The sequence below is a fragment of the Pseudomonas sp. TWRC1-2 genome (genome assembly GCF_049896685.1).
In the GTDB taxonomy this organism is placed as follows: domain Bacteria; phylum Pseudomonadota; class Gammaproteobacteria; order Pseudomonadales; family Pseudomonadaceae; genus Aquipseudomonas.
On the sequence record NZ_JAFCUU010000004.1, the window covers coordinates 182,097 to 206,890 of the forward strand.

Below are 24,794 nucleotides of genomic sequence, written 5' to 3' on the forward strand. Positions count from 1 at the left end.
CGGCTCCTCACTGGGCGACGACCTTCACCGCCGAGCCGTCATCGAGCTTGTCGGCGCCTTCGGTGATCACCTGCTCACCGGCCTTGACGCCATTGTCGAGCACCGCCGAGACATCGCCGGTGGACGGGCCGGTCTTGATCGTGCGCAGGCTGGCCTTGTTGCCGTTGACCACAAACACGAAGTCGCCCTTGCTGCCGTGCTGGATCGCACGGGTCGGGACCACGGCGATCTGGCTCAAGGTGTCGGCCTTGAGCCGGGCGTTGACGAACTGATTGGGAAACAGCGCATTGCCCGAGTCATCGAACTGTGCCTTGACCTTGATCGTGCCGGTGCTGGTGTCCACCTGGTTATCCAGCGCCAGCAGGCTGCCGGTGGCGAGCAACGATTGCTTGTTGCGGTCGTAGGCCAGCACCGTGACGCTGCCGCGCGCCAGAGCCTGGTTGATGGCGCCCAGGTCATCTTCGGGCACGGCGAACACCACGGTGGCCGGGTTCATCTGGGTGATGACCACGATGCCGGTGGTGCTGGCGGTGGTCACGTAGTTGCCGGGATCGACCAGGCGCAGGCCGACCACACCATCCACCGGGGAGGTGATGGTGCAGTAGCTTAATTGCACATCGAGGTTTTGTACGTTGCCTTGGTCGGCGGCCACAGTGCCTTGTTGTTGCTGCACCAGCGAGGCCTGGGTATCGAGGGTTTGCTGGCTGGTGGAGCCGGCTTTGACCAGGTCGCGGTAACGGGCCAGGTCGCGCTGGGCATTGCTCAACACCGCCTGGTCGTGAGCCAGGGTGCCCTTGGCCACGGCCAGTTGCGCCTTGAGCGCGCGGTCGTCGATACGGGCGATGACCTGGCCTTTGCTGACGTGCTGGCCTTCCTTGAACTCCACGCTGCTGAGGATGCCATCGACCTGGGTCACCACCGTGACACTGCGGGTGGGTGTGACGGTGCCGAGGGCGTCGATGTACACCGGCACATCCTGCAAGGCCACCGGCACTGCTGCTACCGGTTCGCCGGGGGACACGGGCTTGCCTTTATGGGCGCCGCCAAACAAATGCATGCCCAGGCCAATCAACAGCGCCACCACCAATAACGCGCCAACCACCCAGGCGAACGTACGTCGTCTGCTTTTCTCCACGGTTTCTCACTCGAACGCCGACTACAGGACTGAACGCCGGCCCAGATGGCCGCGTCCTTGCTCTGAACTCTAGCAGCGCGGCCAGCCTGTGCCTGTACTACCGTGAATACGTTCAGCATCAAGACAGATAAAGTCAGCTGCAACGCCCGGCGTACAAGGGCTGCGCCGGCATTCTTGAGCGCTGCGTCAAGCCGGTGCTACCATGCTCGACCGCCTGTCCTGGCAAGGAAAATCCTGGTTTATGAGCACCATTCGCGAGCGCAATAAAGAAATGATCCTGCGGGCGGCCAGCGAGGAGTTTGCCGACAAGGGCTTCGCCGCGACCAAAACCAGCGACATCGCCGCCAAGGCCGGGCTGCCCAAGCCCAACGTCTATTACTACTTCAAGTCCAAGGACAACCTCTACCGCGAGGTGCTCGAAAGCATTATCGAGCCGATCCTGGCCGCGTCCACGCCGTTCAATCCAGACGGCGAGCCCGCGGTGGTGCTGAGCAATTACATCCGCTCCAAGATCCGCATCTCCCGCGACCTGCCGTTCGCCTCCAAGGTATTCGCCAGCGAAATCATGCACGGCGCACCGCACCTGAGCAGCCAGCAGGTCGAGCAACTGAACGCCCAGGCCAAGCACAACATCGACTGCATCCAAAGCTGGGTGGATCGCGGCCTGATCGCCGCCATTGACCCCCATCACCTGATGTTCAGCATCTGGGCGGCGACGCAGACCTATGCCGACTTTGATTGGCAGATATCGGCCGTGACCGGCAAGGCCAAGCTGGATGAGGCCGATTATGAAGCGGCGGCGCAGACGATTATTCGGTTGGTGCTTAAGGGGTGTGAGCCGGACTGAGGGACCGCGGCGCCTGTGCCATTCGCGAGCAAGCCCGCTCCCACACGGGTTTTGCGCTAGACACACAGTGTATGAACGCCGCAGAGCCTATGTGGGAGCGGGCTTGCTCGCGAAAGCGCCCTCCCAGACACATCCTGCCAACAGCCTGTCGATCAGCATCCATCACCAGGATCTAGCCTCTCAGAACACCATCTGAAGAGAGGCCATGGAATGCCTGATCACGCGACCTCACACCGCCTGCGCATCGGCCGGCTCAGCGAATCAAATCGCACCTACCTGATCACCACCAACACTCACGAACGCATACCGATATTCAACGACTTTCACCTCGGTCGACTGGTGGTCTGGCAGTTCAGATTGGCCCAGTACCAAGGGCTGGCTAACTCCCTGGCCTGGGTGGTGATGCCTGACCACTTTCACTGGCTGATCGAACTGAAGAAAGGCTCGCTGGGGGATCTGCTGTGCCAGGTGAAATCCAAAAGCACTCGGACTGTGAACGGTGCCACGGGCCGCAAGGGGCGGCTGTGGCAGACCAGCTTTCATGATCGTGCGCTGCGCAAGGAAGACGACCTGGTGAAAATGGCCAGGTATGTTGTCGCCAACCCTCTGCGGGCCGGTTTGGTGAAACGGATTGGCGACTATCCGCTGTGGGATGCGGTTTGGGTATAGAGCCGGGATCGAGTCGTCGCCTTCGCGAGCAAGCCCGCACCCACATTTGATCTGTGAACACGGTCAAAACTGTGGGAGCGGGCTTGCTCGCGAAGGGGCCAGCCCAGTCACCTCAAATCAAGCAGACACCCCCGCATCCGCCAACAACCCCACGCCCTCAATCGCCGTAATCGCGCACTGCTCATCAATATCCGACGTATCCCCACTGATCCCGATCGCCCCCAGCACAGCCCCCGCCTGATCCCGAATCAACACGCCGCCCGGCGCCGGCACCACGCTGCCCTGCCCGAGGCTGTTCAACGCCGCGATAAATGCCGGGCGCTGCTGCGCATCCAACGCCAGCAAACGCGAGCCCTTGCCCAGTGCAATCGCGCCCCAGGCCTTGCCGATGGCGATTTGCGGGCGCAGCAGGCTGGCGCCGTCTTCGCGTTGCAGGGTGACCAGGTGGCCGCCGCTGTCGAGCACCGCAATGGTCAGCGGCGCGGCGCAAATGGTGCGGCCTGCGGTGAGGGCCTGGCTGGCCAGTTGGGTGGCGAGTTTCAAGGTTAAAGCGCTCATAGGTGCCGTCCTTCTTTTGTTATTGGGAAAGGGTTGAAGTCTGTTTGATGAGAAGCTCGATCAAACAAATAGAACACAATGAAATTATTTTTTGTATACAATATTTGCGAACAAAGGCTCCATACGTCGAAAAAAGCGATCCAGACCCGCGTAAAGGCCAGTTTATAAAATGCATTGACCTGCCCCGCTCGCCGTGAATACACTTCGACCAGAAACCACTTGTATACAATTACAAAACGCAAGAGGCACCAAAACCATGAGCAAAATGAGAGCAATCGAAGCCGCCGTCCTGGTGATGCGCCGTGAAGGCGTAGACACCGCCTTCGGCATTCCAGGCGCCGCCATCAACCCGCTGTATTCGGCCTTGCAGAAGGTCGGTGGCATCGATCACGTCCTTGCTCGCCACGTTGAAGGCGCCTCGCACATGGCCGAGGGCTACACCCGCACCAAGGCCGGCAATATCGGTGTGTGCATCGGTACCTCGGGCCCGGCGGGCACCGACATGGTCACCGGCCTGTACAGCGCCTCGGCCGACTCGATCCCGATTCTGTGCATCACCGGCCAAGCCCCGCGTGCACGCATGCACAAAGAGGATTTCCAGGCCGTCGACATCACCAGCATCGTCAAGCCGGTGACCAAGTGGGCGACCACCGTCCTGGAACCCGGCCAAGTGCCTTACGCGTTCCAGAAAGCCTTCTATGAAATGCGCTCCGGCCGCCCAGGCCCGGTGCTGATCGACCTGCCATTTGACGTGCAGATGGCCGAGATCGAATTCGACATCGACGCCTACCAGCCGCTGCCCCTGGCCAAGCCCTTGGCCACGCGCATCCAGGTCGAAAAAGCCTTGGCGCTGCTGGACCAGGCCGAGCGCCCATTGCTGGTCAGCGGTGGCGGCGTGATCAACGCCGACGCCAGCGAATTGCTGGTGGAGTTCGCCGAATTGACCGGCATCCCGGTAATCCCAACCTTGATGGGCTGGGGCACGATCCCGGACGATCACCCGCAGATGGTCGGCATGGTCGGCCTGCAAACCTCGCACCGTTATGGCAACGCAACGCTGCTCAAATCGGACGTGGTGCTGGGCATCGGCAACCGCTGGGCCAACCGCCACACCGGTTCGGTGGAGGTGTACACCGAGGGGCGCAAATTCATCCACGTCGACATCGAGCCGACGCAGATTGGCCGCGTGTTCACCCCGGACCTGGGCATCGTTTCCGATGCCGGCTCCGCCCTGACGATGTTCATTGAAGTGGCCCGCGAGTGGAAAGCCGCCGGCAAACTCAAGGACCGCAGCGCCTGGCTGCACGACTGCCAGGAGCGCAAGGCCACCCTGCACCGCAAGACCCACTTCGACAACGTGCCGGTCAAGCCGCAACGCGTGTACGAAGAGATGAACCAGGTGTTCGGCAAAGACACCTGCTACGTCAGCACCATTGGCCTGTCGCAGATTGCCGGCGCGCAGTTCCTGCACGTCTACAAGCCTCGTCACTGGATCAACTGCGGCCAGGCCGGTCCCTTGGGCTGGACCATTCCGGCCGCGCTGGGTGTGGTCAAGGCTGACCCGAGCCGCAAAGTGGTAGCACTGTCGGGCGACTATGACTTCCAGTTCATGATCGAAGAACTGGCCGTGGGCGCGCAGTTCAAGCTGCCGTACATCCACGTGGTGGTGAACAACTCCTACCTGGGGTTGATTCGCCAGGCCCAGCGCGGGTTTGAAATGGACTACTGCGTGCAGCTGTCCTTCGACAACCTCAACGCCCCGGAACTCAATGGTTATGGCGTCGATCACGTGGCCGTCGCCGAAGGCCTGGGGTGCAAGGCGCTGCGTGTGTTCGAACCGGGCCAGATCGCCCCGGCGCTGCGCAAGGCCAAGGAAATGATCGAAGAATTCAAGGTTCCGGTGATTGTTGAGATTATTCTGGAGCGCGTGACCAATATTTCCATGGGCACCGAGATCAACGCCGTCAACGAATTCGAAGATCTGGCCCTGGTCGGCAACGATGCACCGACTGCCATTTCCCTGCTCGATTAAGGAGAACCCTATGCCGCGTTTTGCCGCCAACCTGTCCATGCTGTTTACCGAGCAGGACTTTCTCGCCCGTTTCAAAGCGGCTGCCGATGCCGGCTTCCAGGGGGTCGAGTACCTGTTCCCGTACGAGTTCAGCTCCGCCGAGATCAAGGCGCAACTGGACGCCAACGGCCTGACCCAAGTGCTGTTCAACTTGCCGGCCGGGGACTGGGCCAAGGGCGAGCGTGGCGTGGCGTGCCACCCGGACCGGGTCGAGGAATTCCGCGCCGGGGTCAAGCTGGCCATCGCCTACGCCCAGGTGCTGGGCAATACCCAGATCAACTGCCTGGCCGGCATCCGGCCGCAAGGCGTTGACGACCAAACCGTGGAAAAAACCTTTGTCGCCAACCTCAAATACGCCGCCGACAAGCTGCAAGCAGCGGGCATCAAGCTGGTCATGGAGATGATCAACACCCGTGACATCCCGGGCTTCTACCTCAACAACACCGCGCAGGCCCTGTCGATTCGCGAGCAGGTGGGCAGCGCCAACCTGTTCCTGCAATACGACATCTATCACATGCAAATCATGGAAGGTGACCTCGCCCGGACCATGGCCGCGCACCTGGGTGAGATCAACCACATCCAGCTGGCGGACAACCCGGGGCGCAACGAGCCGGGAACCGGGGAGATCAACTATCGCTTCCTGTTCGAGCATCTGGATCGCATTGGTTATGCGGGTTGGGTTGGCTGTGAGTACAAGCCGTTGACCACGACCGAGGCGGGTCTTGGCTGGCTCAAGAGCCACAACGCTATCTGATTGAATAAACACGGACCAAATGTGGGAGCGGGCTTGCTCGCGAAAGCGGTGTATCAGTCGACATCAATGTTGAGTGTCAGACTGCATTCGCGAGCAAGCCCGCTCCCACATTGGATCTCCTGTGTTTAGAAGGCCGTGCCAGGCCCATACACCTAATAAAAAGAGGATTTTGATCATGGCTAAAATCGGATTTATCGGCACCGGCATCATGGGCGAACCCATGGCTGCGAACCTGCAGAAAGCAGGTCACCAACTGTTTCTCTCCGAACACCACGGCAAGGCTCCGCAAGCCCTGATCGACGCCGGCGCCGTGGCCCTGGCCAACCCCCAGCAAGTGGCGCAGGAAGCCGAGTTCATCATCGTCATGGTGCCCGACACCCCGCAGGTCGATGACGTGCTGTTCCGCAAGGATGGCGTCGCGGCCGGCCTGTCGCCGAACAAGGTAGTGATCGACATGAGTTCGATCTCCCCCACCGCCACCAAGGCGTTCGCGGCGAAGATCAACGAAACCGGCGCGCAGTACCTCGACGCGCCGGTGTCCGGTGGCGAAGTTGGCGCCAAGGCCGGCACCTTGAGCATCATGGTCGGTGGCGAGCCGCAGACCTTCGAACGCGCTTTGCCACTGTTCCAGAGCATGGGCAAGAACATCACCCTGGTCGGCGGCAACGGCGATGGCCAGACCGCCAAGGTCGCCAACCAGATCATCGTCGCGCTGAATATTCAGGCGGTGGCCGAAGCGCTGCTGTTCGCCTCGAAAAACGGCGCCGACCCGGCCAAGGTGCGTGAAGCGCTGATGGGCGGCTTTGCTTCCTCGAAGATTCTCGAAGTGCATGGCGAGCGCATGATCAAGGGCACCTTCGATCCGGGCTTTCGCATCAACCTGCACCAGAAGGATTTGAACCTGGCACTGGCCGGTGCCAAGGAGCTGGGCATCAACCTGCCGAACACCGCCGGTACGCAGCAGGTGTTCAGTACCTGCACGGCGATTGGCGGCGGCAATTGGGACCATTCGGCGCTGATCAAGGGCCTGGAGCATATGGCGAATTTTTCGATTCGCGATAAGTAAGAAACACCGTTCCCCCTTTGAAATGCGGTCGAATGTGGGAGCGGGCTTGCTCGCGAAAGCGGTAGGTCAGTCAGCATGGATGTTGAATGAAAGACCGCATTCGCGAGCAAGCCCGCTCCCACAGTTGATCGCATTCCAAGTCTGAAATTGATGCATATCTAATAACAAAAAATCCCCGGGAGCCCGCTTATGTCGGTCGATCCGCAACACCTGCTTCGCGAGCTGTTTGCCACAGCCATCGACGCCGCCCACCCCCGGCAAGTGCTTGAACCTTATCTGCCCGCCGACCGCAGCGGCCGTGTGATCGTAATCGGCGCCGGCAAAGCCGCGGCGGCCATGGCACTCGTGGTCGAGGAGTGCTGGCAAGGCGACGTCTCGGGCCTGGTGGTCACCCGCTACGGCCACGGCGCGCCGTGCAAAAAAATCGAAGTGGTCGAAGCCGCACACCCGGTGCCCGATGCCGCCGGCCTGGCGGTGGCCAAGCGCGTGCTGGCACTGATCGGCAACCTCACCGAAGACGACCGCGTGATCTTCCTGCTGTCCGGTGGCGGTTCTGCCTTGCTGGCCTTGCCCGCCGAAGGCATCACCCTGGCGGACAAGCAGACCATCAACAAAGCCCTGCTCAAATCCGGCGCGACCATTGGCGAGATGAATTGCGTGCGCAAGCACCTCTCGGCGATCAAGGGCGGGCGCCTGGCCAAGGCCGCTTGGCCGGCGACGGTCTACACCTACGCGATCTCCGACGTGCCGGGCGATCAGGCCACCGTCATCGCGTCCGGCCCCACCGTCGGCGACCCAAGCACCTCGCAGCAAGCCCTGGCGATCCTCAAGCGTTACAGCATCGACGCGCCCGCTTCGGTGCGCAGCTGGTTGCAAGACCCAGCGTCGGAAACCGTCAAACCCGGCGACCCGGTGCTCGCACGCAGCCACTTCCAACTGATCGCCCGCCCGCAGCAGTCGCTGGAAGCCGTGGCGGTGAAAGTGCGCCAGGCCGGTTTCAGCCCGTTGATCCTCGGCGACCTCGAGGGCGAAGCGCGGGACGTGGCCAAGGTACACGCCGGCATTGCCCGGCAGATCGTGCAGCACGGCCAGCCGCTGGCGGCACCGTGCGTGATCCTCTCCGGCGGTGAAACCTCCGTCACCGTGCGCGGCGATGGCCGCGGTGGGCGCAATGCCGAGTTCCTGCTCAGCCTCACCGACAGCCTCAAGGGCCTGCCCGGCGTGTACGCCCTGGCCGGCGACACCGACGGCATCGACGGTTCGGAAGACAACGCCGGCGCGATCATGACCCCTACCAGCTACGCCCGCGCCGAAGCCCTGGGCCTGTCGGCCAGCGACGAGCTGGACAACAACAATGGCTACGGCTATTTCGCCGCCCTCGACGGTTTGATCATCACCGAGCCGACCCGCACCAACGTCAATGACTTCCGCGCCATCCTGATTTTTGAGACTGCCAAACATGACGCCTGACAAGAAGGTCAAAATCCTCGCCACCCTCGGCCCGGCCACCGACGGCATCGATGACATCCGCGAGCTGGTGGAGGCCGGGGTGAATATCTTTCGCCTCAACTTCAGCCATGGCGACCACGCCGATCATGCCCAACGCTACCAGTGGATCCGCCAGGTGGAGCGCCAGCTCAATTACCCGCTGGGCATCCTGATGGACCTGCAAGGGCCGAAGCTGCGCGTCGGCACGTTTGCCGAGGGCAAGGTGCAACTGGTGCGCGGCCAGGCGTTGCGCCTGGACCTGGACCCAACGCCGGGCGATCAGTGCCGGGTCAACCTGCCCCACCCGGAAATCATCGCGGCGCTGGAGCCGGGCATGGACCTGCTGCTCGATGACGGCAAATTGCGCCTGCGCGTGATCACCAAGCATGCCGATGCCATCGACACCACCGTGCTCAATGGCGGCGAACTGTCGGACCGCAAAGGCGTGAATGTGCCACAAGCCTTGCTGGAACTCAGCCCACTGACCGCCAAGGACCGCCGCGACCTGAGCTTTGGTCTGGAGCTGGGCGTGGACTGGGTGGCGCTGTCATTCGTGCAGCGCCCGGAAGACATCCGCGAGGCCCGCGAGTTGATCGGCGACAAGGCGTTTTTGATGGCCAAGATCGAAAAGCCGTCCGCCGTCCAACGCTTGCAGGAAATCGCTGAGCTGAGTGACGCAATCATGGTGGCCAGAGGCGACCTGGGCGTGGAAGTGCCCGCCGAGAGCGTGCCGCAAATCCAGAAAGACATCATCAGCACCTGCCGCCAGCTGGGCAAACCGGTGGTGGTGGCCACGCAGATGCTCGAATCCATGCGCTTTTCGCCGGCGCCGACCCGCGCCGAAGTGACGGATGTGGCCAACGCGGTGGCCGAAGGCGCAGACGCGGTGATGCTGTCGGCGGAAACCGCTTCGGGTGAATACCCGCTGGAGGCCGTGCAGATGATGAGCAAGATCATCCGCCAGGTGGAAAACGGCCCGGACTACCAGACGCAGCTGGACGTCAGCCGGCCCAAGGCGGACGCCACGGTGTCGGATGCGATCAGCTGCGCGATCCGGCGTATCAGCAGCATTCTGCCGGTGGCGGTGCTGGTCAACTACAGCGAGTCCGGCAGCTCCAGCCTGCGCGCGGCGCGGGAGCGGCCGGTGGCGCCAATCCTCAACCTTACGCCGAACCTCTCTACGGCGCGGCGTTTGAGCGTGGCGTGGGGCGTGCATTCGGTGGTCAACGATCGACTGCGCCAGGTGGATGAGGTGTGTTCCACCGCGCTGGAGATTGCTCAGGCGCAAGGCATGGCGCAGCGCGGGGATACCTTGGTGATTACGGCGGGGGTGCCGTTCGGGCAGCCGGGGTCGACCAACTCGTTGCGCATCGAGACGTTGATTTAGCGTCTGTAAGTGCCTCATCGCGGGCAAGCCCGCTCCCACATTTGATTGTTGTGAACCCGATCAAGTGTGGGAGCTGGCTTGCCTGCGATTGGGGACGACTCGGTCTCACTGACTAAACCACCATGCACAACCCAACCTGCCCCGACTGGGCCGAAGCCCTGCTCAATGGCTTCAGCCAGATCTTCCTGCAACGCCAGCCACTGTGTGGCTTGCTGTGCCTGCTGGCCATCCTGATCGGCGCCCCGGCCTTATTCGGCGGCGCATTATTGGGTGGCGTCGCCGGTTTGCTCACGGCCCAGCGCCGGGGTTATCCCAAGGCCGAACGCCAAGCGGGCCTTTACAGCTACAACGGCGTGCTGCTGGGCTTGCTGATCAGCCAGCACTTCGCCTGGTCGGCCTTGTTGCCGCCGCTGATCCTGGCGTGCGGCGGCCTGAGTGCGATGCTCACGCGGCAATGGTTGAAACACGCCCCTGCACCAGATGACTTGCCCGCCTACACCGCGCCCTTTGTCGGCCTCGGCTGGTTGCTGATCGGCGCAGTGCCTGACAGCACATTCACGCTGACCGAACCCGACACCCTGGACGTGCTCACCGCGCCCTTCACCGGGCTCGCACAAATCATGTTGCTGGACCAGCCATTGGCGGGCGCTCTGATTGCGCTTGGCCTGTTGCTGGCCAACCGCCGCGCCGCGCTGTGGGCACTCACGGGCGCCGCTACCGGCGTGTTGATCGCCCTGTGGCTGGACGAACCCGCCAGCGCCCTCCTCGGCCTGCACAGCTATAACCCGGCGCTGGCCGCGCTGGCGTTAAGCCAGTCACGCCGCCCCTGGCAGCCGCTGCTCGGCATCCTTCTGGCGGTCATGCTCACGCCCGGTTTCGCCGCCCTGCACCTGCCCGCATTGACGGCGCCGTTTATCCTCGCCTGCTGGCTGGTACACGCCAGCCAGCGGATGTTCAAAGCCCGCGTGGACAGCCCGTTCGAATCCCCCTAGGCTTGCCCGATATTCGATTCGGGCGGGATTTATGCACAGCAACAACGACTGGCGTCAGCGCCTCTATGTAATGGTGTTCCAAAGCGACACCGTGGCCGGCCGGCGCTTCGACAGCACCCTGTTGCTGATCATCCTCGCCAGCCTTGTGATCGTGATCCTCGACAGTATCCAGACCGTCCACGACAACTACGCCGACGTGCTGGCCTACATCGAGTGGGGCTTTACCGTCATCTTCGCCATCGAATACAGCCTGCGGCTGTATTGCTCGCCCAAGCCGTTGCGTTATGCGTTCAGCTTTTATGGGCTGGTGGATTTACTTGCCATCGTGCCCGGCATCCTCGCGCTGTATTACAGCGACGCGCAGTACCTGCTGATCATCCGCATCATCCGGATGCTGCGGATTTTCCGCGTGCTCAAGCTCAGCCCGTACCTCAAGCAAGCCAACTACTTGATGGCCGCGCTGCGTGGCAGCAAGCAGAAGATCGTGGTGTTTCTGGTCAGCGTGTGCACCCTGGTGACCGTATTCGGCACGCTGATGTACGTGATCGAAGGCCCGGAACACGGGTTTACCAGTATTCCCAAAGGCATCTACTGGGCGATCGTGACGCTGACCACCGTGGGCTTTGGCGACATCGTGCCGAAGACCCCGCTGGGCCAGGTCATTTCGTCGCTGGTGATGATCACCGGTTACTCGATCATCGCCGTGCCCACCGGGATTTTTACCGCCGAGTTGGCCAGTGCCATGCGCGGTGAACAACTGCAGCACGATTGCCCGGTGTGCAAGAAAGACAACCACGAGCCCAACGCAGCGTTTTGCTCGCGCTGTGGCAGCAACCTGTTTCGTAAAGTGGAATAAGCAAAGTTCGTTTTAATCTTTAAACGTCTATACGGGCGCGGCTATAGTCGGTGGCAAAATGCCCCCACTCAATCGACAACCTTCTCGAACAACAAGGAATGAGCAGTGAAAAAACTCGTTAGCGCCTCCTTACTGGCCGCCGGCCTAGCCCTGGCGGGCGCCGTCCAGGCTGCCCCCGTCACACTGCTCAACGTCTCCTATGACGTGATGCGCGACTTCTACAAGGACTATAACGCCGCCTTCCAAAAGCACTGGGAAGCCGAGCACCCGAACGACAAGCTGACCTTGCAGATGTCCTTCGGCGGCTCCAGCAAACAGGCGCGCTCGGTGATCGACGGCCTGCCGGCTGACGTGATCACCATGAACATGGCCACCGACATCAATGCCCTGGCGGACAACGGCAAGCTGGTGCCGGACAACTGGGTCACCCGCCTGCCGAACAACAGCGCGCCGTTCACCTCCGCCACCGTGTTTATCGTGCGCAAGGGCAACCCCAAGGCCCTCAAAGACTGGCCAGACCTGCTCAAAGATGGCGTGCAAGTGATCGTGCCCAACCCGAAAACCTCGGGCAACGGCCGTTACACCTACCTGTCGGCCTGGGGTTATGTGCTCAAGAACGGCGGCGATGAAGACAAGGCGAAGAAGTTCGTTGGCGAACTGTTCAAACACGCGCCAGTGCTGGACACCGGCGGCCGTGCAGCCACCACCACGTTCATGACCAACCAGATTGGCGACGTGCTGGTGACCTTTGAAAACGAGGCAGAAATGATCGCGCGTGAATTTGGCCGTGATCAGTTCGAAGTGATCTACCCAAGCGTCTCTGCCGAGGCGGAACCACCGGTGTCGGTGGTCGACAAAGTCGTCGAAAAGAAAGGCACCCGCGTGGCGGCCGAAGATTACTTGAAGTACCTGTGGTCGCCTGAAGGTCAGGAAATCGCAGCCAACAACTACCTGCGTCCCCGCGACCCGAAGGTGTTGGCCAAGTACACCGACCGCTTCCCGAAAGTCGACTTCCTGTCGGTGGAGAAGACCTTTGGAGACTGGCGAACCGTGCAGAAAACCCACTTCAATGATGGTGGGATTTTTGATCAGATCTACAGCGGTCAGTAAACCGCTTTAACTGAAGAAATGCAGTCAAGTGTGGGAGCTGGCTTGCCTGCGATAGCATCACCTCGCAATGCCTGAAACACCGAGGTGCTTGCATCGCAGGCAAGCCAGCTCCCACATCTGGTTGAGTGTTTGGCCGTTACATCGGCGGTGTCACGCCGTCCTTACCGGCCGAAATCGCCTGAGCGGTAACCGTCCCATCCGCCGCCTGCGATGCAAACATCACCACCTTCACGCCGGGCTTCAACAAACTGCGATCCCCTGGCTCCAGGTTGACGATCGGCACATCATCCGGCACTACAATCTTCTGCTCGCCGCCTTTGTACTTCACGGTCAAGGTGCGCCCGTTGCTGACCACCAGGTCGCCGACGGTGCCGTTGGTCATGCTGCTGCCTTCTTTCAAGTCGAACGCGCGGTGCCCATCGCCCGTGCCGGCCATGGCCGGTGGAAACACGTGAACTTCTAGGGCAGTCAGGGTGCCGTCGGCATTCGGCATGGCGGCCGACCCGATGTAGCTGCCGGGCTTGATTTCATCAATTTTGGCCAGGGTAACGGCGCGGACCTGGGTGTCTTTGGTCAGGTGCACGGTGACGTCTTCACCGCTGTTGACCTTGACGTGCATTGCGTCGCCATCGATTGCCGTAATAGCGCCGCGCACACCGACCCGCGGAGCGTCGGCGGCATTGGCCAACCCGATGGCCATGGCGGCGGCCAGGGTTGAAGCCAGGATCATCTTGTTCAGCGAAATTTTCATGAAAGTGGATTTCCTGTTTCGGCAGTTGTGACTGAATGTATCATTGCCGTTCGACTCAACAGTTAACGATTCAGTCATTAATTTGCGGCATGAGTGTTATCACCCATAGCGCCCTACTCCGGCCGTGCGGTTGTCTTTACTCTCGCACGCCATCTTCCTTCGCTTTAACGAGAACACCATGAACGCTACCCCACACGCTTCAAGCACCATGACCCGAGGCATGGTGATGCTGTTTGCGTTCTGTTGCGGCGCCATTGTTGCCAACATCTACTACGCCCAACCGATCATCGAACTGATTGCACCCGACATTGGCCTGACTCCGGCGATGGCCAGCCTGATCGTGTCGCTGACACAAATCGGCTACGCCTTGGGCCTGTTCTTCCTGGTGCCGCTGGGTGACTTGCTGGAAAACCGCAAGCTGATGATCGCCACCACCGTGTTGGCCATCGCCAGCCTACTGGGTGCCGCCTTCACCGAGCAGCCGAATTTGTTCCTGCTTGTGTCGTTGTTGATCGGATTCAGTTCCGTCTCGGTGCAGATCCTGATCCCGCTGGCGGCGCACCTGGCGCCCGCCGAATCCCGTGGCCGCGTGGTTGGCAGCATCATGGGCGGCCTGTTGCTTGGCATTCTGCTGGCACGGCCGGTGTCCAGCGTGGTGGCCGACCACTTCGGCTGGCGCGCGATGTTCATGGCCGCCGCGGCCTTGATGGCCTTCATCAGCGTGGTCTTGCTGATGACCATTCCCAAGCGCCAGCCCGACCACAGCGCCAGCTACGGCCAACTGCTGCGCTCCCTGGGCACGCTGCTGCGCAAGCAACCGGTATTGCGCCAGCGGGCGTTCTACCAAGGCTGCATGTTTGCCACGTTCAGCCTGTTCTGGACTGCCGCGCCGCTTGAGCTGGCGCGCAACCACGGCCTGAGCCAAAGCGAGATCGCGCTGTTCGCCCTGGTCGGTGCCTTGGGCGCCATCGCCGCGCCCATCGCCGGCCGCCTGGCCGACGCCGGCCACACGCACCGCACTTCACTGCTGGCGATGCTGTTTGCCGCCTTGAGCTTTTTGCCCGCCTTCGTGCACCCGCTGTACAGCGTGATCGGCCTGGCCGTCACCGGTGTGGTGCTGGACTTCTGCGTGCAGATGAACATGGTCCTCGGCCAACGCGCCATCTACGCCCTCGACGCCAACAGCCGCAGCCGCCTGAACGCGCTGTACATGACCAGCATCTTCATCGGCGGCGCCTTCGGCTCGGCGATTGCCAGCAGTGTGTATGAACACGGCGGCTGGCTGGGCGTGATGCTGGTGGGCAGTGCGTTCCCGCTGGTGGCGTTGTTGCGGTTCCTGAGTGCTTCGCGCACGGTGGCCGTTGCCACAGCCTGATCGCAACTAGGAGCGCACCAACTTCTCCAAGGCCGCATCCGCCAGAAATGACGAGCGGCTTTTGACCTTGTGCTCGCGCACATAGCGGTCGATTCGCTGGATGACATAACCGGGCAAGGTCACATTGACCTTCTCGGTCTTGCCCAGATAGGGCGAGATGTCCAACTCCAACATCCCCCAGCCCATCCCGGCGTAGTCTTCGTTCGCGTGGTGGTTGGCCACCGAGGTGGGCATCGGAATCGGCCCGCCTTCGGCGGCGATCTCTTGCAGCATGATGTGCGCGACTTCCACGGCGGCGTTGTAGGCCTCTTCGAAGCTGTCCCCGGCGGTGACCGCGCCTGGAATATCGGGGATCTGAATACCGGTGGCGGTAAAGTCATCGCCCCATTCGATACACATTGGGTATTGCATGAGTGCTCTCCTTAAAACTGAGACAGCCCGGCGCGTTTCCTGATGCTTCTGACGGTGCCCAGGGGCAAGTCTTTCTTGGGGTGCGGCACCGGGATCGTGTACGGGTTATAGCGGTGAGTGAAAATGTGATGACTGCCCGTAACCCGATCCAGCACCCAACCCGCCTCTTGCAGCTCCTTGATCAATAACCTGCTTTGCACCTCAGCCTCCTTGGCCTGGCTTGATAAAAGTAACCCTAGAGTTATATTTACTCAAGCACAGATTGCTTCAACAGGAGTGACGGCTGTATGTCTAAATATTGGAAATAAACGGTGTTTATTCCAGCAGGGCATAACTCATATGCGCCTTACCCTGCTTCTTCGCCCGCTCTGCTGCGCCCATTATCCCTCCAGCCAACTCGGCTCATCTCCTGAGGGAATATCACCATGACACTTCAAGCCACACTTGATGCCTTCCGTGCTGACTTCAAAGCAGGCAAGCCTCCCTACAACGCGCCAGCGCATATCCATCCGATCATGGAACGCGCCACAGCCGAGCTGATCGCGTCCGGCGCCGCACAGCGTGCGTTGAAGGTGGGTGACAAGGCGCCGTTGTTCAGTCTCAAGGATGCCAACGGTACGTTGGTGTCCTCAGCCGATCTGTTGGCCAACGGCCCCTTGGTGCTGACGTTCTACCGCGGCGTGTGGTGCCCGTATTGCAATATGGAGCTGCAAGCGCTGCAAACCTTTTTGCCGACGTTGAAAGGCCACGGCGCGAGCCTGCTGGCCCTGTCGCCGCAGACTGCCGCCAACAGCCGTAAATCCGAACGCATCACCGAGTTGGGTTTCCCGATCCTCAGCGATACCCACAACGACGTTGCCGATGCATTCGGTCTGCGCTTTCAGCTGCCGGACTACCTGATCGAACTCTACAAGGCCCTGGGCAACAACTTGCCGCTGATCAATGACGACCCAGCCTGGACCCTGCCGATGCCAGCGCGCTACGTGATCGGCCAGGACAGCGTGATTCGTTACGCCGAGGTCAACCCGGATTACACTCAACGCCCAGAACCGTCGGCGATGCTCGACGCCCTCACCCAATAACCCAAGGACACCCGATGGACCGCCTCACCGCCATGGAAACCTTCGTGAACGTGGTCGAAACCGGCTCGTTCTCAGCTGCCGCCAAACGCTTGGGGATAGGCCAGCCCGCTGTCTCCAAAAGCATCGCGCAATTGGAGGCGCGCCTGGCGGTGCGGTTGGTGTTGCGCTCCACGCGCGGCCTGACACCGACCGAGGCGGGCCTGGCGTTTTTCGAAAAGGCCAAGCGCGCCATCGACGAAGCCAACGAGGCCGATGACGCCGCACGCGGTGCAGGCGCCGGGCTGTCGGGCAACTTGCGCATCAGCGCTGCAACCACCTTCGCGCGGTTGCACATCATTCCTCACCTGGGCTCGTTCCTGGCTCAATACCCCGCCTTGAACGTCGAAGTGGTGCTCAACGACCACAGCCTCAACCTGGTGGAAGAAGGCATCGACGTCGCCCTGCGTATGGGCAACTTGAGCGACTCGGGCCTTACCGCACGCAAGATCGGCCAATCCCCGCGGCAAATCCTCGCCACCCCGGCCTACTTCGAACGCTGTGGCGAGCCGGCCACGCCAGCGGATTTGCTGCAACACCAGGCAATCATCTACAGCCTGGGCGGCGGCTCAAACTGGACGTTCAGCCAGGGCGACAGTCACTACCCGGTCGTCGCCCGCGGCCGCATCCGCGTCACCGCCGCAGAGGGCGTGCGCGCCGCGGTGCTGAACCATTTGGGCCTGACCATGGCATCGACCTGGATGTTTGCCCCGGAACTGGCCAGTGGTGAGGTCAAGCCCGTGCTGACCGACTGGCAACTGCCGCCGATTGATTTATGGGCGGTGTTCCCCACCGGCAGGATGGCGAGTGCCAAGACACGCGCGTTTGTGGAGTACGTGCAAACCCTGATCAGCGCCGATGCGCAGTCAGGCCAAGTACATCCTGGGGCTTGATCAAACGCGGGCTCTTAATCAGGAAGTCAGACTGGCGGTCGCCCAATAGGTCGATGCCGACAAAGTAGCGGCCGCTCTGTGGGTGGTATTTGACCACGGTGTCGCCAACGCGCCCCGTGTAGTCTTGCACCAGGCGCAAGGGGGTCGCGTACTGCTTGGCCAGTGCCCTCAGATCGATAGTGTCCTCGCCACTGGCGAAATCCATGAGCACATCGGCATCGTGACAGGTCGAGTCATTGGCCTGGTCATATTTGAACGTGTTTCTACCGCCCACGCCCCAGAGCACATCGCCGCCAGCACCGCCAGTGAGGACGTTGTCCACCGCGTTGCCGATGAGCGTGTCCTGGCCGGAGCCGCCAATCGCATTCTCCACGACAACGTCTCTGGCAATGGCGACGTTGTTGCGCAGACCGCCCACACTGGAGGCGGAGTTATGGCGCAAATCGATGGTTTGGTGATGCTCGAAACCGGAAAAATCCAGGGTATCGTTGCCGCCCGCGTCCTGTACCAGGAAGCGCCGCGCGCCGCTGCCGGCATGCAGGCTGCTTGCGCGATCACCGCTGTTGGCGTTGAAGCCATAAACCGTATCGTGCGCCTTGAGGCCAGATACAAACCCCGACGTGGAGCTGCGTTGGCGTTTGAGGCCCGTCAGCCCACGCACGGCGCCGGCACCCGTGACAATGTCACTGGCGCGAATCCTCCCTGCACTTTTGAGAAACAAATCGGCTTTGCCCTGGCCCGTCAGGTCAAGGCTCAAACTGCCAGCGCCACTGCTCTGGTCATGGCTGAGGACGATCTCGCCGGGCCGTCCCGTGAACTGCTCAACCACGTAAAAATGCCTGATGGAGGTATTTCTCAACAGGCCGGAAAGATCGATTTTGTCGGTACCGCTGGTGAAATCCAGAATCTCGTCTGGCTGACCCAGGGTAGAGTCGCTCGCCCTGTCGTACACAAAGACATCCGCGCCGCCACCGCCGCGCAACCTGTCCGCACCCGCCCCACCGCGAAGCCTGTTGCCCACCTCGTTTCCGTTGATTTGGTCGTCGCCCGAACCGCCGACAGCGTTTTCCAGCGTAACGCCCTTGGCGATGGATACATTGCCCTTCAAGCCGCCCACACTGGAAAACGACTCAGCGTGCAGGTTGATGGTCTGATCCTGGGAAAACCCGGAAACGTCCAGCGTGTCATGGCCGCCCCCATCCCAAATGCAAAAGATCGGCGCATCGTTCGCGGACTCAAGGCTCAAGTGATCACGGCCTGTGTTGGAGTTGAACCCGTAGGTCGTATCGGCCGGTCGCGTATTGAAATTGGCGCCGTAGAGTTTTTGTATCGCGGCAATGTCATCTTTCATCGGCACGCACGGATGACGCCGGTGGAAGTCATGGCCCGGTTGATTGGTTTCATCCCAATAACTCATTACGCTGCAGGCCTTGGTGTCTTGCTCGTAGGGGGTTTGGGCATAGTTGTGCACTTGCTTGCCATATTCGCCAGGGTGACCAAGGCCCAGGGCGTGACCCAACTCATGAACTGCGGTAAATAAAAAGTAATCGCCGTGCGCGGGGACTTCGCGAGCACCCTGCGTTCCAATGGTGGCGTTCATGTCACCGTAATACTGATTGGGTAACTGTGACACGCCACCACTGGTACGAGGATCGGCTGCAATGGTTATTGAGCCGTCTGCGCAGGTTGAATTCTCTTTGAATATGACAGTAGTCACGTCTTGCCACATTTGAAGTGCCTGGCGAATGGACACTTTTTGTTGTGCAGAGAACTTTTCGTCAAGGGTAAAAGACAACTCGATTTTACCGTCGCCATCGCGATCGTAATGGCGATAGCCTCGTCGCAGGATCTGTTTGGCAGCCTCGTCCGTGCCGAAAGCAGGTTTCTGGGCCGGCGCCGTGGCAACCTGCGCAGGGTGTGTGAAAGCAGGTGCACTGGACGCAGCTAATGGCGGGTGATGTGGATGATGACCAACAAATGAAGTGGCGACGCGCATATAACATCCTTTGAAAACGTTAAGTCGACCCGAAACAGGGCCCAAGACGCGGCAACTTACTTAACCGCCAAACTAACCTCCCACCTCAAAAAACCGAGCGCCAGCCCTGACAATGTTTCACACCCAAACATATAACAACTGGATACATAAACTTAACATCCACACACAAGAATATTCATTTACGCGCACTGCACAATCAAACCCTCGCCCGAAAACAGGCACTTTAAAACACTATAAACATATAAAGTTTAGAATTACCTCACATTTTAAACTCAGCATGGAAACAAAACCCTACACACTTAATAGTCTGGAAGTGGCTCGCATCACTGATATATCCCTGCAGATTCAAACCGCGGGATGCGCCCATTCAGCGACGGCCAGTAACCGCACTGGCGAGCATCGGCCCAGGCGCTCGGCTGGCGCAATAATTCGCGCAGCGCTTGCGATGCGATGTTCAACGCAAGCGTTTGGCCCGGGCATTGGTGCCTGCCAACACCAAAGCTGAACAAGCGTCGATGGGGTCGCTCAAGCAGAATGCTGTCCGGGTCAGGGTTCGTTTCGGGGTCCCGGTTCGCGGCGGCCAGCAGCACGAGAACGGTATCGCCCGTCTCTAGAAGGCTACTGCCAATCGAGCAGGGCCCGGCCGCAAATCGCCGCGTGTTCTGTACCGGCGAGTCATAGCGGGCCACCTCCTCCACCAGCGCTGGCACCAGGGCCGGCACGCGCTGGATGTGCGCCAGCAGATCAGGCCGTCGGGCGAGTGTGACCAGCGTATTGCCAATCAGACCGGCACTCGCTTCACACGTCTGGGAGAGCAAGCCGATCAGGTTAGGCGTCAGTGCATCCGGGTCACCCCACTCGCCGTGGAGAAGTTGCTTGAGCAACCCGGTCTGCTCGAGCACCGCACTGAACATCTGCCCCAGTTGCACAGCGCCAGCATCGGCGGCGCGCAAGTGAGCCTGGCTGCTCAGCGGCGAAAGACACGCGACAAAATCCCGGGTCAGCGCGGCAACCCGGTGCAACCGCTCGCCAGGCACACCCAGCAGCGAGCCGACCACAGCGACCGGCAACGTGAACATCCACTCATCGAGGCTCTGCAGGCGCGTGCTGACTTGCCTCACCACGTTGGCGATATGCCCTGCGTCCAACCTGGCCAGAGCAGGTTCGACCACCGCCCTGGGGCACTGGTGGGCCGCGCCTTCGTTCATGCGCATCAACTTGGCGAACACCTGCCCCGCTGCACCGTCCGCGATCGCCGCAGGCACCGGCTCGTGTGAGGGGCGTACCCGGCAGTCAGGGTGCGTCAGCACGGCCTCGACAGTCCTGGCGCTGCTGGCGATCCACAGTCCCAGTTCAGCATCGAACGACAGCCCATCGTTACGCCGAAGGGCCGCGTAATAGGCGTAAGGGTCGGCATGGGTAGCGGCTTGCAGCGGTGTCATCGGGCACGTCCTGTTTGCAAAAGAAGCGTTACTATCTGCCCTCTCACACGGCAACGATTCGCTCAGGAACGAAATATGCACGCTCAGGACGAGGACACGGCGCTTTCACACGTGGCGGGGGCGATTGCGGAGCCCGCGCGCACGAAAATGCTCTGTTCGCTGATGGATGGCCACGCGCGTACCAGCACCGAGATGGCGGCGATTGCCCAGGTCAGCGCGTCGACCGCCAGTGCCCATTTGGCCAGGCTCAAGAACGATGGCCTGCTTACGCTGCACACCCAGGGGCGTCATCGCTATTACAGCCTGGCTGGGCCGCACGTGGCCCAGGCCATCGAGGGCCTGATGGTGATCAGCCGCAACACCAGCAAGGGTTTCGTCCCGACCACGCCCACGCGTTTGCAGTTTGCGCGCACCTGCTACGACCACATGGCCGGTACCCTGGCGGTGCACCTGCACGACCATTTCATCGCATCCGGCTGGTTGGTCGGCGACGGCGCTTACCAACTCAGCGCGGCGGGTGAACAAGCCATGAACGAGTTGGGCATCGATGTGCCCGCACTGCGCACGCAGCGGCGACGCTTCGCCTGTTCGTGCCTGGACTGGAGCATGCGCCGCCCGCACCTGGCCGGTGCTTTGGGCGCGGCATTGCTGCAAAGTGTTATCCGCCGTGAATGGGTGACCCAGGACCTGGACAGTCGTGCGTTGGGGTTAACGGCCAAAGGACGCAGGGAGCTGGCAAGCCGATTTGGAATGGAGACGTGCAAACAATAAAGATCACAAAGTGGGAGCGGGCTTGCTCGCGAATGCGCTGGGTCAGTGAAGAATCCCTCAACTGACACACCGCATTCGCGAGCAAGCCCGCTCCCACATGAGTGCTGCGCCGTTCAAAGAATCCGGCCATCCCACGCCACTGTCACATGCCTGGGCAACTCGCGCCGATGTTCCAGCAACCACGCATCCAGCGTATGCCCCACGTGCGTCAGCACGCCCAATTGCGCACCCGATTCCTCAATGCTGCGCAATGCCAGCGTCACGTCATTGTGATTGCGCGGTGCCTGCGGCTGCGGTGGCATGGAGCAATCGAGCACCAACACTTCCAGCGGCGCGCGCTGCAGCCAGGCCAGGGTGGCAGGCGGCAGGCCGACCGTGTCGGTGAGGTAGGCGATGCGCCGACCTTCGCCTTCCAGCAGATAACCGAAGGTGGGTTTGGAGTGCTGCAACGGCAGCGCCGTCACGCACAACTCGCCAAATTCGCGGGTTTCGAATGCGCCAAACGGCTGGCTGAAATCCAGGATCCCCGGGTGTTTGTAAAGGTCGGACAACCCCTGCGGATCCGCCGGGCCATGCACCGGAATCACCAGCCCCTGGCCCCAACGCAAATGCAGCAAACCTTGCGCATGGTCAGCGTGGTAGTGGGTCTGGAAAATCCCGTTGAAACTGCGCGGCGGGAAGCGTTCGGTCAGGTCCGGCAAACCGCTGTCGATCAACCAGCGCTGGTCGCCGCATTCGATCAACGCGCTGCAAGGTCGGCGGCGTAACCCTTCATCGCTGCGCGCCAGGGCGCAGGCAGCGCATTCGCAGCCGTACACCGGAACCTGCCGCGCGTCACCGGTGCCAAGCAAGGTCAGGCGCATGCCGAGTGCCCGTGATCCAGGCAGCACAGCAAGCGCTCGACGGTATGCACCAGCGGGCCGGAGTTATCCAGCACCAACAGCCCCGCACCATTGCCGGCGATCAGGTCTGCGGTGAACCGCGCATTGCGTGCCAGGCGCTCCTCGATATCGGCGAGCGACTCACGCCCCCGCGCGATCAGGCGCTGACGCAACACGGTTTGATCGACCGTCAGCAACAGCACCAGCAACGAGGGATACCGTTCGCGGGTTTGCGCCAGGTGCGCGCGGGACCCATTGACCAGCACGTCTTCCCCCGCCGCCAGCCAATCGTCGATCACACGCGGGATGCCGTACGACAACCCATTGGCGTGCCAGCTGAGGGCAAACGCGCCCTCGGCCTGCATCGCGGCGAACTGCTGCGGGCTCACACCTTGAGCCGCCTCGCCCACGGCTTCGGCCGAACGGGTGATCACCCGCCGCACAATGCGGCAGCCGCGCTCGGCCAAGCGCGGGCGGGCGGCATCCAGCAGGCTGTCCTTGCCCGAACCCGATGGCCCGATGAGATAGATCAACCTGCCTGCCATCAAAACACCCTCTTCGCTTGTCGCCACACTTGTTGCACCACGGGCAGCCCTTCACGGCGTTTGGCCTGGACCAGGTCGGCGCGCAGGCCCACCGCAATTTCACCGCGATCAGTCAGGCCCGCCGCGCGCGCGCCAGGCTGATCATCTTGACCGCGCGGGCCAGGCCGGCGGCGGCCACATTACCCGAGTGTGACCCGCCGCGCACCACGTTCGGCGCGCCCATCAACACTTTCATGTTCAGCGCCTGGCAGCCCTGGGCTGCTTCAAGCGTAGTGGGGAATTCGGCGATGGTCATGCCGTAGCGCGCCGACTCTTCAACATGCGCCAACGTTGCGTCGTCATGGTTGGCCACCGACAACCCACGAATTCAGGCAGAACGCGCCGTTAGGTTTTGGGGCCGCTTCGCAGCCCAACGCAGGGCAAGCCTGCTCGCCACAAGGGTTCGCCTCTATATAATCATTCGACCTTTAGGACCTGCCCTACACAGTTTTCGGGTTGCGTCCGAGTAACCTCGCCGCTAACCTTCGCGGGTCGCTGCAAAATCAGCGAACGGGTGTGGTAGCCCGGTTCTTTCATAGATCCCCAAAAACGCTCCAGGGCGTTTTTTTGTGCGGGCTGCTTTGTGGCGGCTGTGCACGGGAGGCTTCGGCCTGCCGGGTTTCTATGACCGGTCTACCACCCCGTGTACAGTCGCCTCCTTACATCGTGTGGTAGCGAGATGGAGGTGCTCATTCATAGGAGCTTCCCCATGAAAAAAGTCACGCCTAACCCCCCGCCATCCCATTCGGATGACACCCCACAACTCCCGCCCAACCCATATTCACCGTGCGCCCCGGCCTCAGCACCGAAGTTGCCTTGAGCAATGCCAGTGAGATGCTCGAATCGGCGACCGTGTGTGCGTACGACTGTGCCGAGCACTTGAAGGGCACAGGCCGCAAGCAGGTGCTGGCGGTGATGCAGATGATTGAGATTGCGCAGTTGTTGGTGGATCAAGCGCTGAATCGGGAGTGTCCCGTAGCTTGATAGCGCGGTGATCCCACACTGAGTGTGGTGTACATCAGGGGATTTCTCGCACGATGGCGAAACAGGCCTAGAACTCAGATCAGGTAGAGTTCAAAACTGTGGGAGCGGGCTTGCTCGCGAAGGCGGTGGGTCAGTGATTGATAGGCTGGCTGACACTCCGCCTTCGCGAGCAAGCCCGCTCCCACAGTTGGTCTTCAGTGGATGCAAGACTGCATTTAGCGCGTATGAAAAAGGCGACCCGAAGGTCGCCTTTTTTCATTGCGCGTATTGCTTGCTCAACCCCGGCGGTACGCCGTGCACATCGGTTTCTTCCCACGGCCCGTTCGGGCTGATGGAGCGGCTCCAGCCGTTGCTCCAGCGGTAGTAGGTGCGCTGGCGGTAGAAGGTGTCGGGCTGTTCTTCCAGCACGTACACCTGCATCTTGCCGTCCCAGTGGCTGGCGGCGCCCGGGGGTGGGGCGAAGGTTGGCGATTTGCTTGGCAGCGGTTTCGGCGGCGGGGTCACCGGGCCGGACGGTTGGGTGCTCGGCTGGGTCGAAGGGCCCGACGGTGGGATGGTCGGGCCGGTGGGTGCCGGAGGTGGCCGGTGGACCGCACAAGCGCTCAGGCCGAGTACCAGGCTGAGCAAGGTGATGCGTGCAAATGCGGGCATAGGC

25 protein-coding genes and 1 pseudogene are annotated in these 24,794 nt (G+C 61.4%); 15 read left to right on the top strand and 11 right to left on the bottom strand.

Annotated features, from left to right (window positions below; translation table 11 throughout):
• Positions 1-7: 7 nt before the first annotated feature.
• Entirely contained in the window at positions 8-1,135 is a 1,128-nt protein-coding gene (locus tag ACP7B3_RS13335; RefSeq protein ID WP_145165013.1) for an efflux RND transporter periplasmic adaptor subunit, read from the bottom strand.
• Positions 1,136-1,376: 241 nt separating this feature from the next.
• Between ACP7B3_RS13335 and ACP7B3_RS13340 the strand changes: the two genes are divergently transcribed.
• Positions 1,377-1,982 (top strand): TetR/AcrR family transcriptional regulator, encoded by a 606-nt coding sequence (locus ACP7B3_RS13340; RefSeq protein ID WP_145165015.1) that lies wholly within the window; start codon positions 1,377-1,379, stop codon positions 1,980-1,982.
• Between the two features lie 210 nt (positions 1,983-2,192).
• Complete coding sequence (locus tag ACP7B3_RS13345) at positions 2,193-2,651, top strand: REP-associated tyrosine transposase (protein ID WP_426179107.1); 459 nt, start codon at positions 2,193-2,195, stop codon at positions 2,649-2,651.
• 117 nt (positions 2,652-2,768) lie between these two features.
• Here ACP7B3_RS13345 and ACP7B3_RS13350 read toward each other — a convergent pair whose 3' ends face one another.
• Positions 2,769-3,209 (bottom strand): GlcG/HbpS family heme-binding protein, encoded by a 441-nt coding sequence (locus ACP7B3_RS13350; protein WP_106576758.1) that lies wholly within the window; start codon positions 3,207-3,209, stop codon positions 2,769-2,771.
• A gap of 256 nt (positions 3,210-3,465) precedes the next feature.
• On the opposite strand from ACP7B3_RS13350, the gene gcl reads away from it, so the two are divergent.
• The 8 genes from gcl to ACP7B3_RS13390 all read left to right on the top strand — a co-directional run bounded on the left by gcl (position 3,466) and on the right by ACP7B3_RS13390 (position 12,933).
• A complete protein-coding gene (gcl, locus tag ACP7B3_RS13355; RefSeq protein WP_179607024.1) occupies positions 3,466-5,241 on the top strand; it encodes a glyoxylate carboligase in 1,776 nt (591 codons plus the stop codon).
• 10 nt (positions 5,242-5,251) lie between these two features.
• Positions 5,252-6,034: a hydroxypyruvate isomerase gene (gene hyi, locus ACP7B3_RS13360; RefSeq protein WP_145165021.1), complete on the top strand. Its 783-nt coding sequence runs from the start codon at positions 5,252-5,254 to the stop codon at positions 6,032-6,034.
• A gap of 175 nt (positions 6,035-6,209) precedes the next feature.
• A complete protein-coding gene (locus ACP7B3_RS13365; RefSeq protein ID WP_145165023.1) occupies positions 6,210-7,100 on the top strand; it encodes a 2-hydroxy-3-oxopropionate reductase in 891 nt (296 codons plus the stop codon).
• A gap of 189 nt (positions 7,101-7,289) precedes the next feature.
• The gene (locus ACP7B3_RS13370) at positions 7,290-8,570 is read left to right on the top strand and encodes a glycerate kinase type-2 family protein (protein WP_426179110.1); all 1,281 of its coding nucleotides are present in this window, start codon (positions 7,290-7,292) and stop codon (positions 8,568-8,570) included.
• On the top strand, positions 8,560-9,975 hold the full coding sequence (gene pyk / locus ACP7B3_RS13375) for a pyruvate kinase (RefSeq protein ID WP_262206085.1): 1,416 nt from the start codon (positions 8,560-8,562) through the stop codon (positions 9,973-9,975). The genes ACP7B3_RS13370 and pyk overlap by 11 nt, the downstream gene beginning before the upstream one ends.
• A gap of 122 nt (positions 9,976-10,097) precedes the next feature.
• The gene (locus ACP7B3_RS13380; RefSeq protein WP_416364077.1) at positions 10,098-10,967 is read left to right on the top strand and encodes an urea transporter; all 870 of its coding nucleotides are present in this window, start codon (positions 10,098-10,100) and stop codon (positions 10,965-10,967) included.
• A 31-nt stretch (positions 10,968-10,998) separates the two neighbouring features.
• A complete protein-coding gene (locus ACP7B3_RS13385) occupies positions 10,999-11,823 on the top strand; it encodes an ion transporter (RefSeq protein WP_416364078.1) in 825 nt (274 codons plus the stop codon).
• 105 nt (positions 11,824-11,928) lie between these two features.
• Entirely contained in the window at positions 11,929-12,933 is a 1,005-nt protein-coding gene (locus ACP7B3_RS13390) for a sulfate ABC transporter substrate-binding protein (RefSeq protein WP_106576766.1), read from the top strand.
• 136 nt (positions 12,934-13,069) lie between these two features.
• On the opposite strand, the gene ACP7B3_RS13395 is transcribed toward ACP7B3_RS13390, so the two are convergent.
• On the bottom strand, positions 13,070-13,684 hold the full coding sequence (locus tag ACP7B3_RS13395) for a DUF5666 domain-containing protein (protein ID WP_145165032.1): 615 nt from the start codon (positions 13,682-13,684) through the stop codon (positions 13,070-13,072).
• Positions 13,685-13,862: 178 nt separating this feature from the next.
• On the opposite strand from ACP7B3_RS13395, the gene ACP7B3_RS13400 reads away from it, so the two are divergent.
• The gene (locus ACP7B3_RS13400; RefSeq protein ID WP_426179114.1) at positions 13,863-15,059 is read left to right on the top strand and encodes an MFS transporter; all 1,197 of its coding nucleotides are present in this window, start codon (positions 13,863-13,865) and stop codon (positions 15,057-15,059) included.
• A gap of 6 nt (positions 15,060-15,065) precedes the next feature.
• Here the strand turns inward: ACP7B3_RS13400 and ACP7B3_RS13405 are convergent, their stop codons facing one another.
• Together ACP7B3_RS13405 and ACP7B3_RS13410 are read right to left on the bottom strand one after the other, a co-directional pair.
• Positions 15,066-15,470 carry a type II toxin-antitoxin system HicB family antitoxin gene (locus ACP7B3_RS13405; RefSeq protein ID WP_159955072.1) on the bottom strand — a complete coding sequence of 135 codons (405 nt, stop codon included), beginning with the start codon at positions 15,468-15,470 and terminating at the stop codon, positions 15,066-15,068.
• 11 nt (positions 15,471-15,481) lie between these two features.
• Positions 15,482-15,670, bottom strand: coding sequence for a type II toxin-antitoxin system HicA family toxin (locus ACP7B3_RS13410; protein WP_426179116.1), 189 nt, complete (start codon positions 15,668-15,670; stop codon positions 15,482-15,484).
• Between the two features lie 225 nt (positions 15,671-15,895).
• On the opposite strand from ACP7B3_RS13410, the gene ACP7B3_RS13415 reads away from it, so the two are divergent.
• Both ACP7B3_RS13415 and ACP7B3_RS13420 read left to right on the top strand, forming a co-directional pair.
• Entirely contained in the window at positions 15,896-16,552 is a 657-nt protein-coding gene (locus ACP7B3_RS13415) for a peroxiredoxin-like family protein (RefSeq protein ID WP_262206091.1), read from the top strand.
• A gap of 14 nt (positions 16,553-16,566) precedes the next feature.
• Positions 16,567-17,481: a LysR family transcriptional regulator gene (locus ACP7B3_RS13420; RefSeq protein ID WP_369300496.1), complete on the top strand. Its 915-nt coding sequence runs from the start codon at positions 16,567-16,569 to the stop codon at positions 17,479-17,481.
• Here ACP7B3_RS13420 and ACP7B3_RS13425 read toward each other — a convergent pair.
• Together ACP7B3_RS13425 and ACP7B3_RS13430 are read right to left on the bottom strand one after the other, a co-directional pair.
• On the bottom strand, positions 17,438-19,477 hold the full coding sequence (locus ACP7B3_RS13425; protein ID WP_426179119.1) for a M10 family metallopeptidase C-terminal domain-containing protein: 2,040 nt from the start codon (positions 19,475-19,477) through the stop codon (positions 17,438-17,440). The two genes, ACP7B3_RS13420 and ACP7B3_RS13425, sit on opposite strands and share 44 nt — an antisense overlap.
• Positions 19,478-19,800: 323 nt before the next feature.
• The gene (locus ACP7B3_RS13430) at positions 19,801-20,919 is read right to left on the bottom strand and encodes a cytochrome P450 (protein ID WP_426179121.1); all 1,119 of its coding nucleotides are present in this window, start codon (positions 20,917-20,919) and stop codon (positions 19,801-19,803) included.
• A gap of 75 nt (positions 20,920-20,994) precedes the next feature.
• On the opposite strand from ACP7B3_RS13430, the gene ACP7B3_RS13435 reads away from it, so the two are divergent.
• Complete coding sequence (locus tag ACP7B3_RS13435) at positions 20,995-21,690, top strand: ArsR/SmtB family transcription factor (protein ID WP_262206095.1); 696 nt, start codon at positions 20,995-20,997, stop codon at positions 21,688-21,690.
• A gap of 113 nt (positions 21,691-21,803) precedes the next feature.
• Here the strand turns inward: ACP7B3_RS13435 and phnP are convergent, their stop codons facing one another.
• The 3 genes and pseudogenes from phnP to ACP7B3_RS13450 all read right to left on the bottom strand — a co-directional run.
• Positions 21,804-22,553: a phosphonate metabolism protein PhnP gene (gene phnP / locus ACP7B3_RS13440; protein ID WP_426179124.1), complete on the bottom strand. Its 750-nt coding sequence runs from the start codon at positions 22,551-22,553 to the stop codon at positions 21,804-21,806.
• Positions 22,544-23,116 carry a phosphonate metabolism protein/1,5-bisphosphokinase (PRPP-forming) PhnN gene (gene phnN / locus ACP7B3_RS13445; protein ID WP_242193740.1) on the bottom strand — a complete coding sequence of 191 codons (573 nt, stop codon included), beginning with the start codon at positions 23,114-23,116 and terminating at the stop codon, positions 22,544-22,546. The genes phnP and phnN overlap by 10 nt, the downstream gene beginning before the upstream one ends.
• Positions 23,116-23,480: pseudogene (locus tag ACP7B3_RS13450) on the bottom strand (alpha-D-ribose 1-methylphosphonate 5-triphosphate diphosphatase); the annotation flags it as partial. The pseudogene ACP7B3_RS13450 and the gene phnN, both read right to left, overlap by 1 nt.
• A gap of 491 nt (positions 23,481-23,971) precedes the next feature.
• Here ACP7B3_RS13450 and ACP7B3_RS13455 point away from each other — a divergent pair.
• A complete protein-coding gene (locus ACP7B3_RS13455) occupies positions 23,972-24,139 on the top strand; it encodes a DUF6124 family protein (RefSeq protein WP_426179126.1) in 168 nt (55 codons plus the stop codon).
• 255 nt (positions 24,140-24,394) lie between these two features.
• Here ACP7B3_RS13455 and ACP7B3_RS13460 read toward each other — a convergent pair whose 3' ends face one another.
• Positions 24,395-24,790: a hypothetical protein gene (locus ACP7B3_RS13460; protein ID WP_145165056.1), complete on the bottom strand. Its 396-nt coding sequence runs from the start codon at positions 24,788-24,790 to the stop codon at positions 24,395-24,397.
• Between the last annotated feature and the right edge of the window lie 4 nt (positions 24,791-24,794).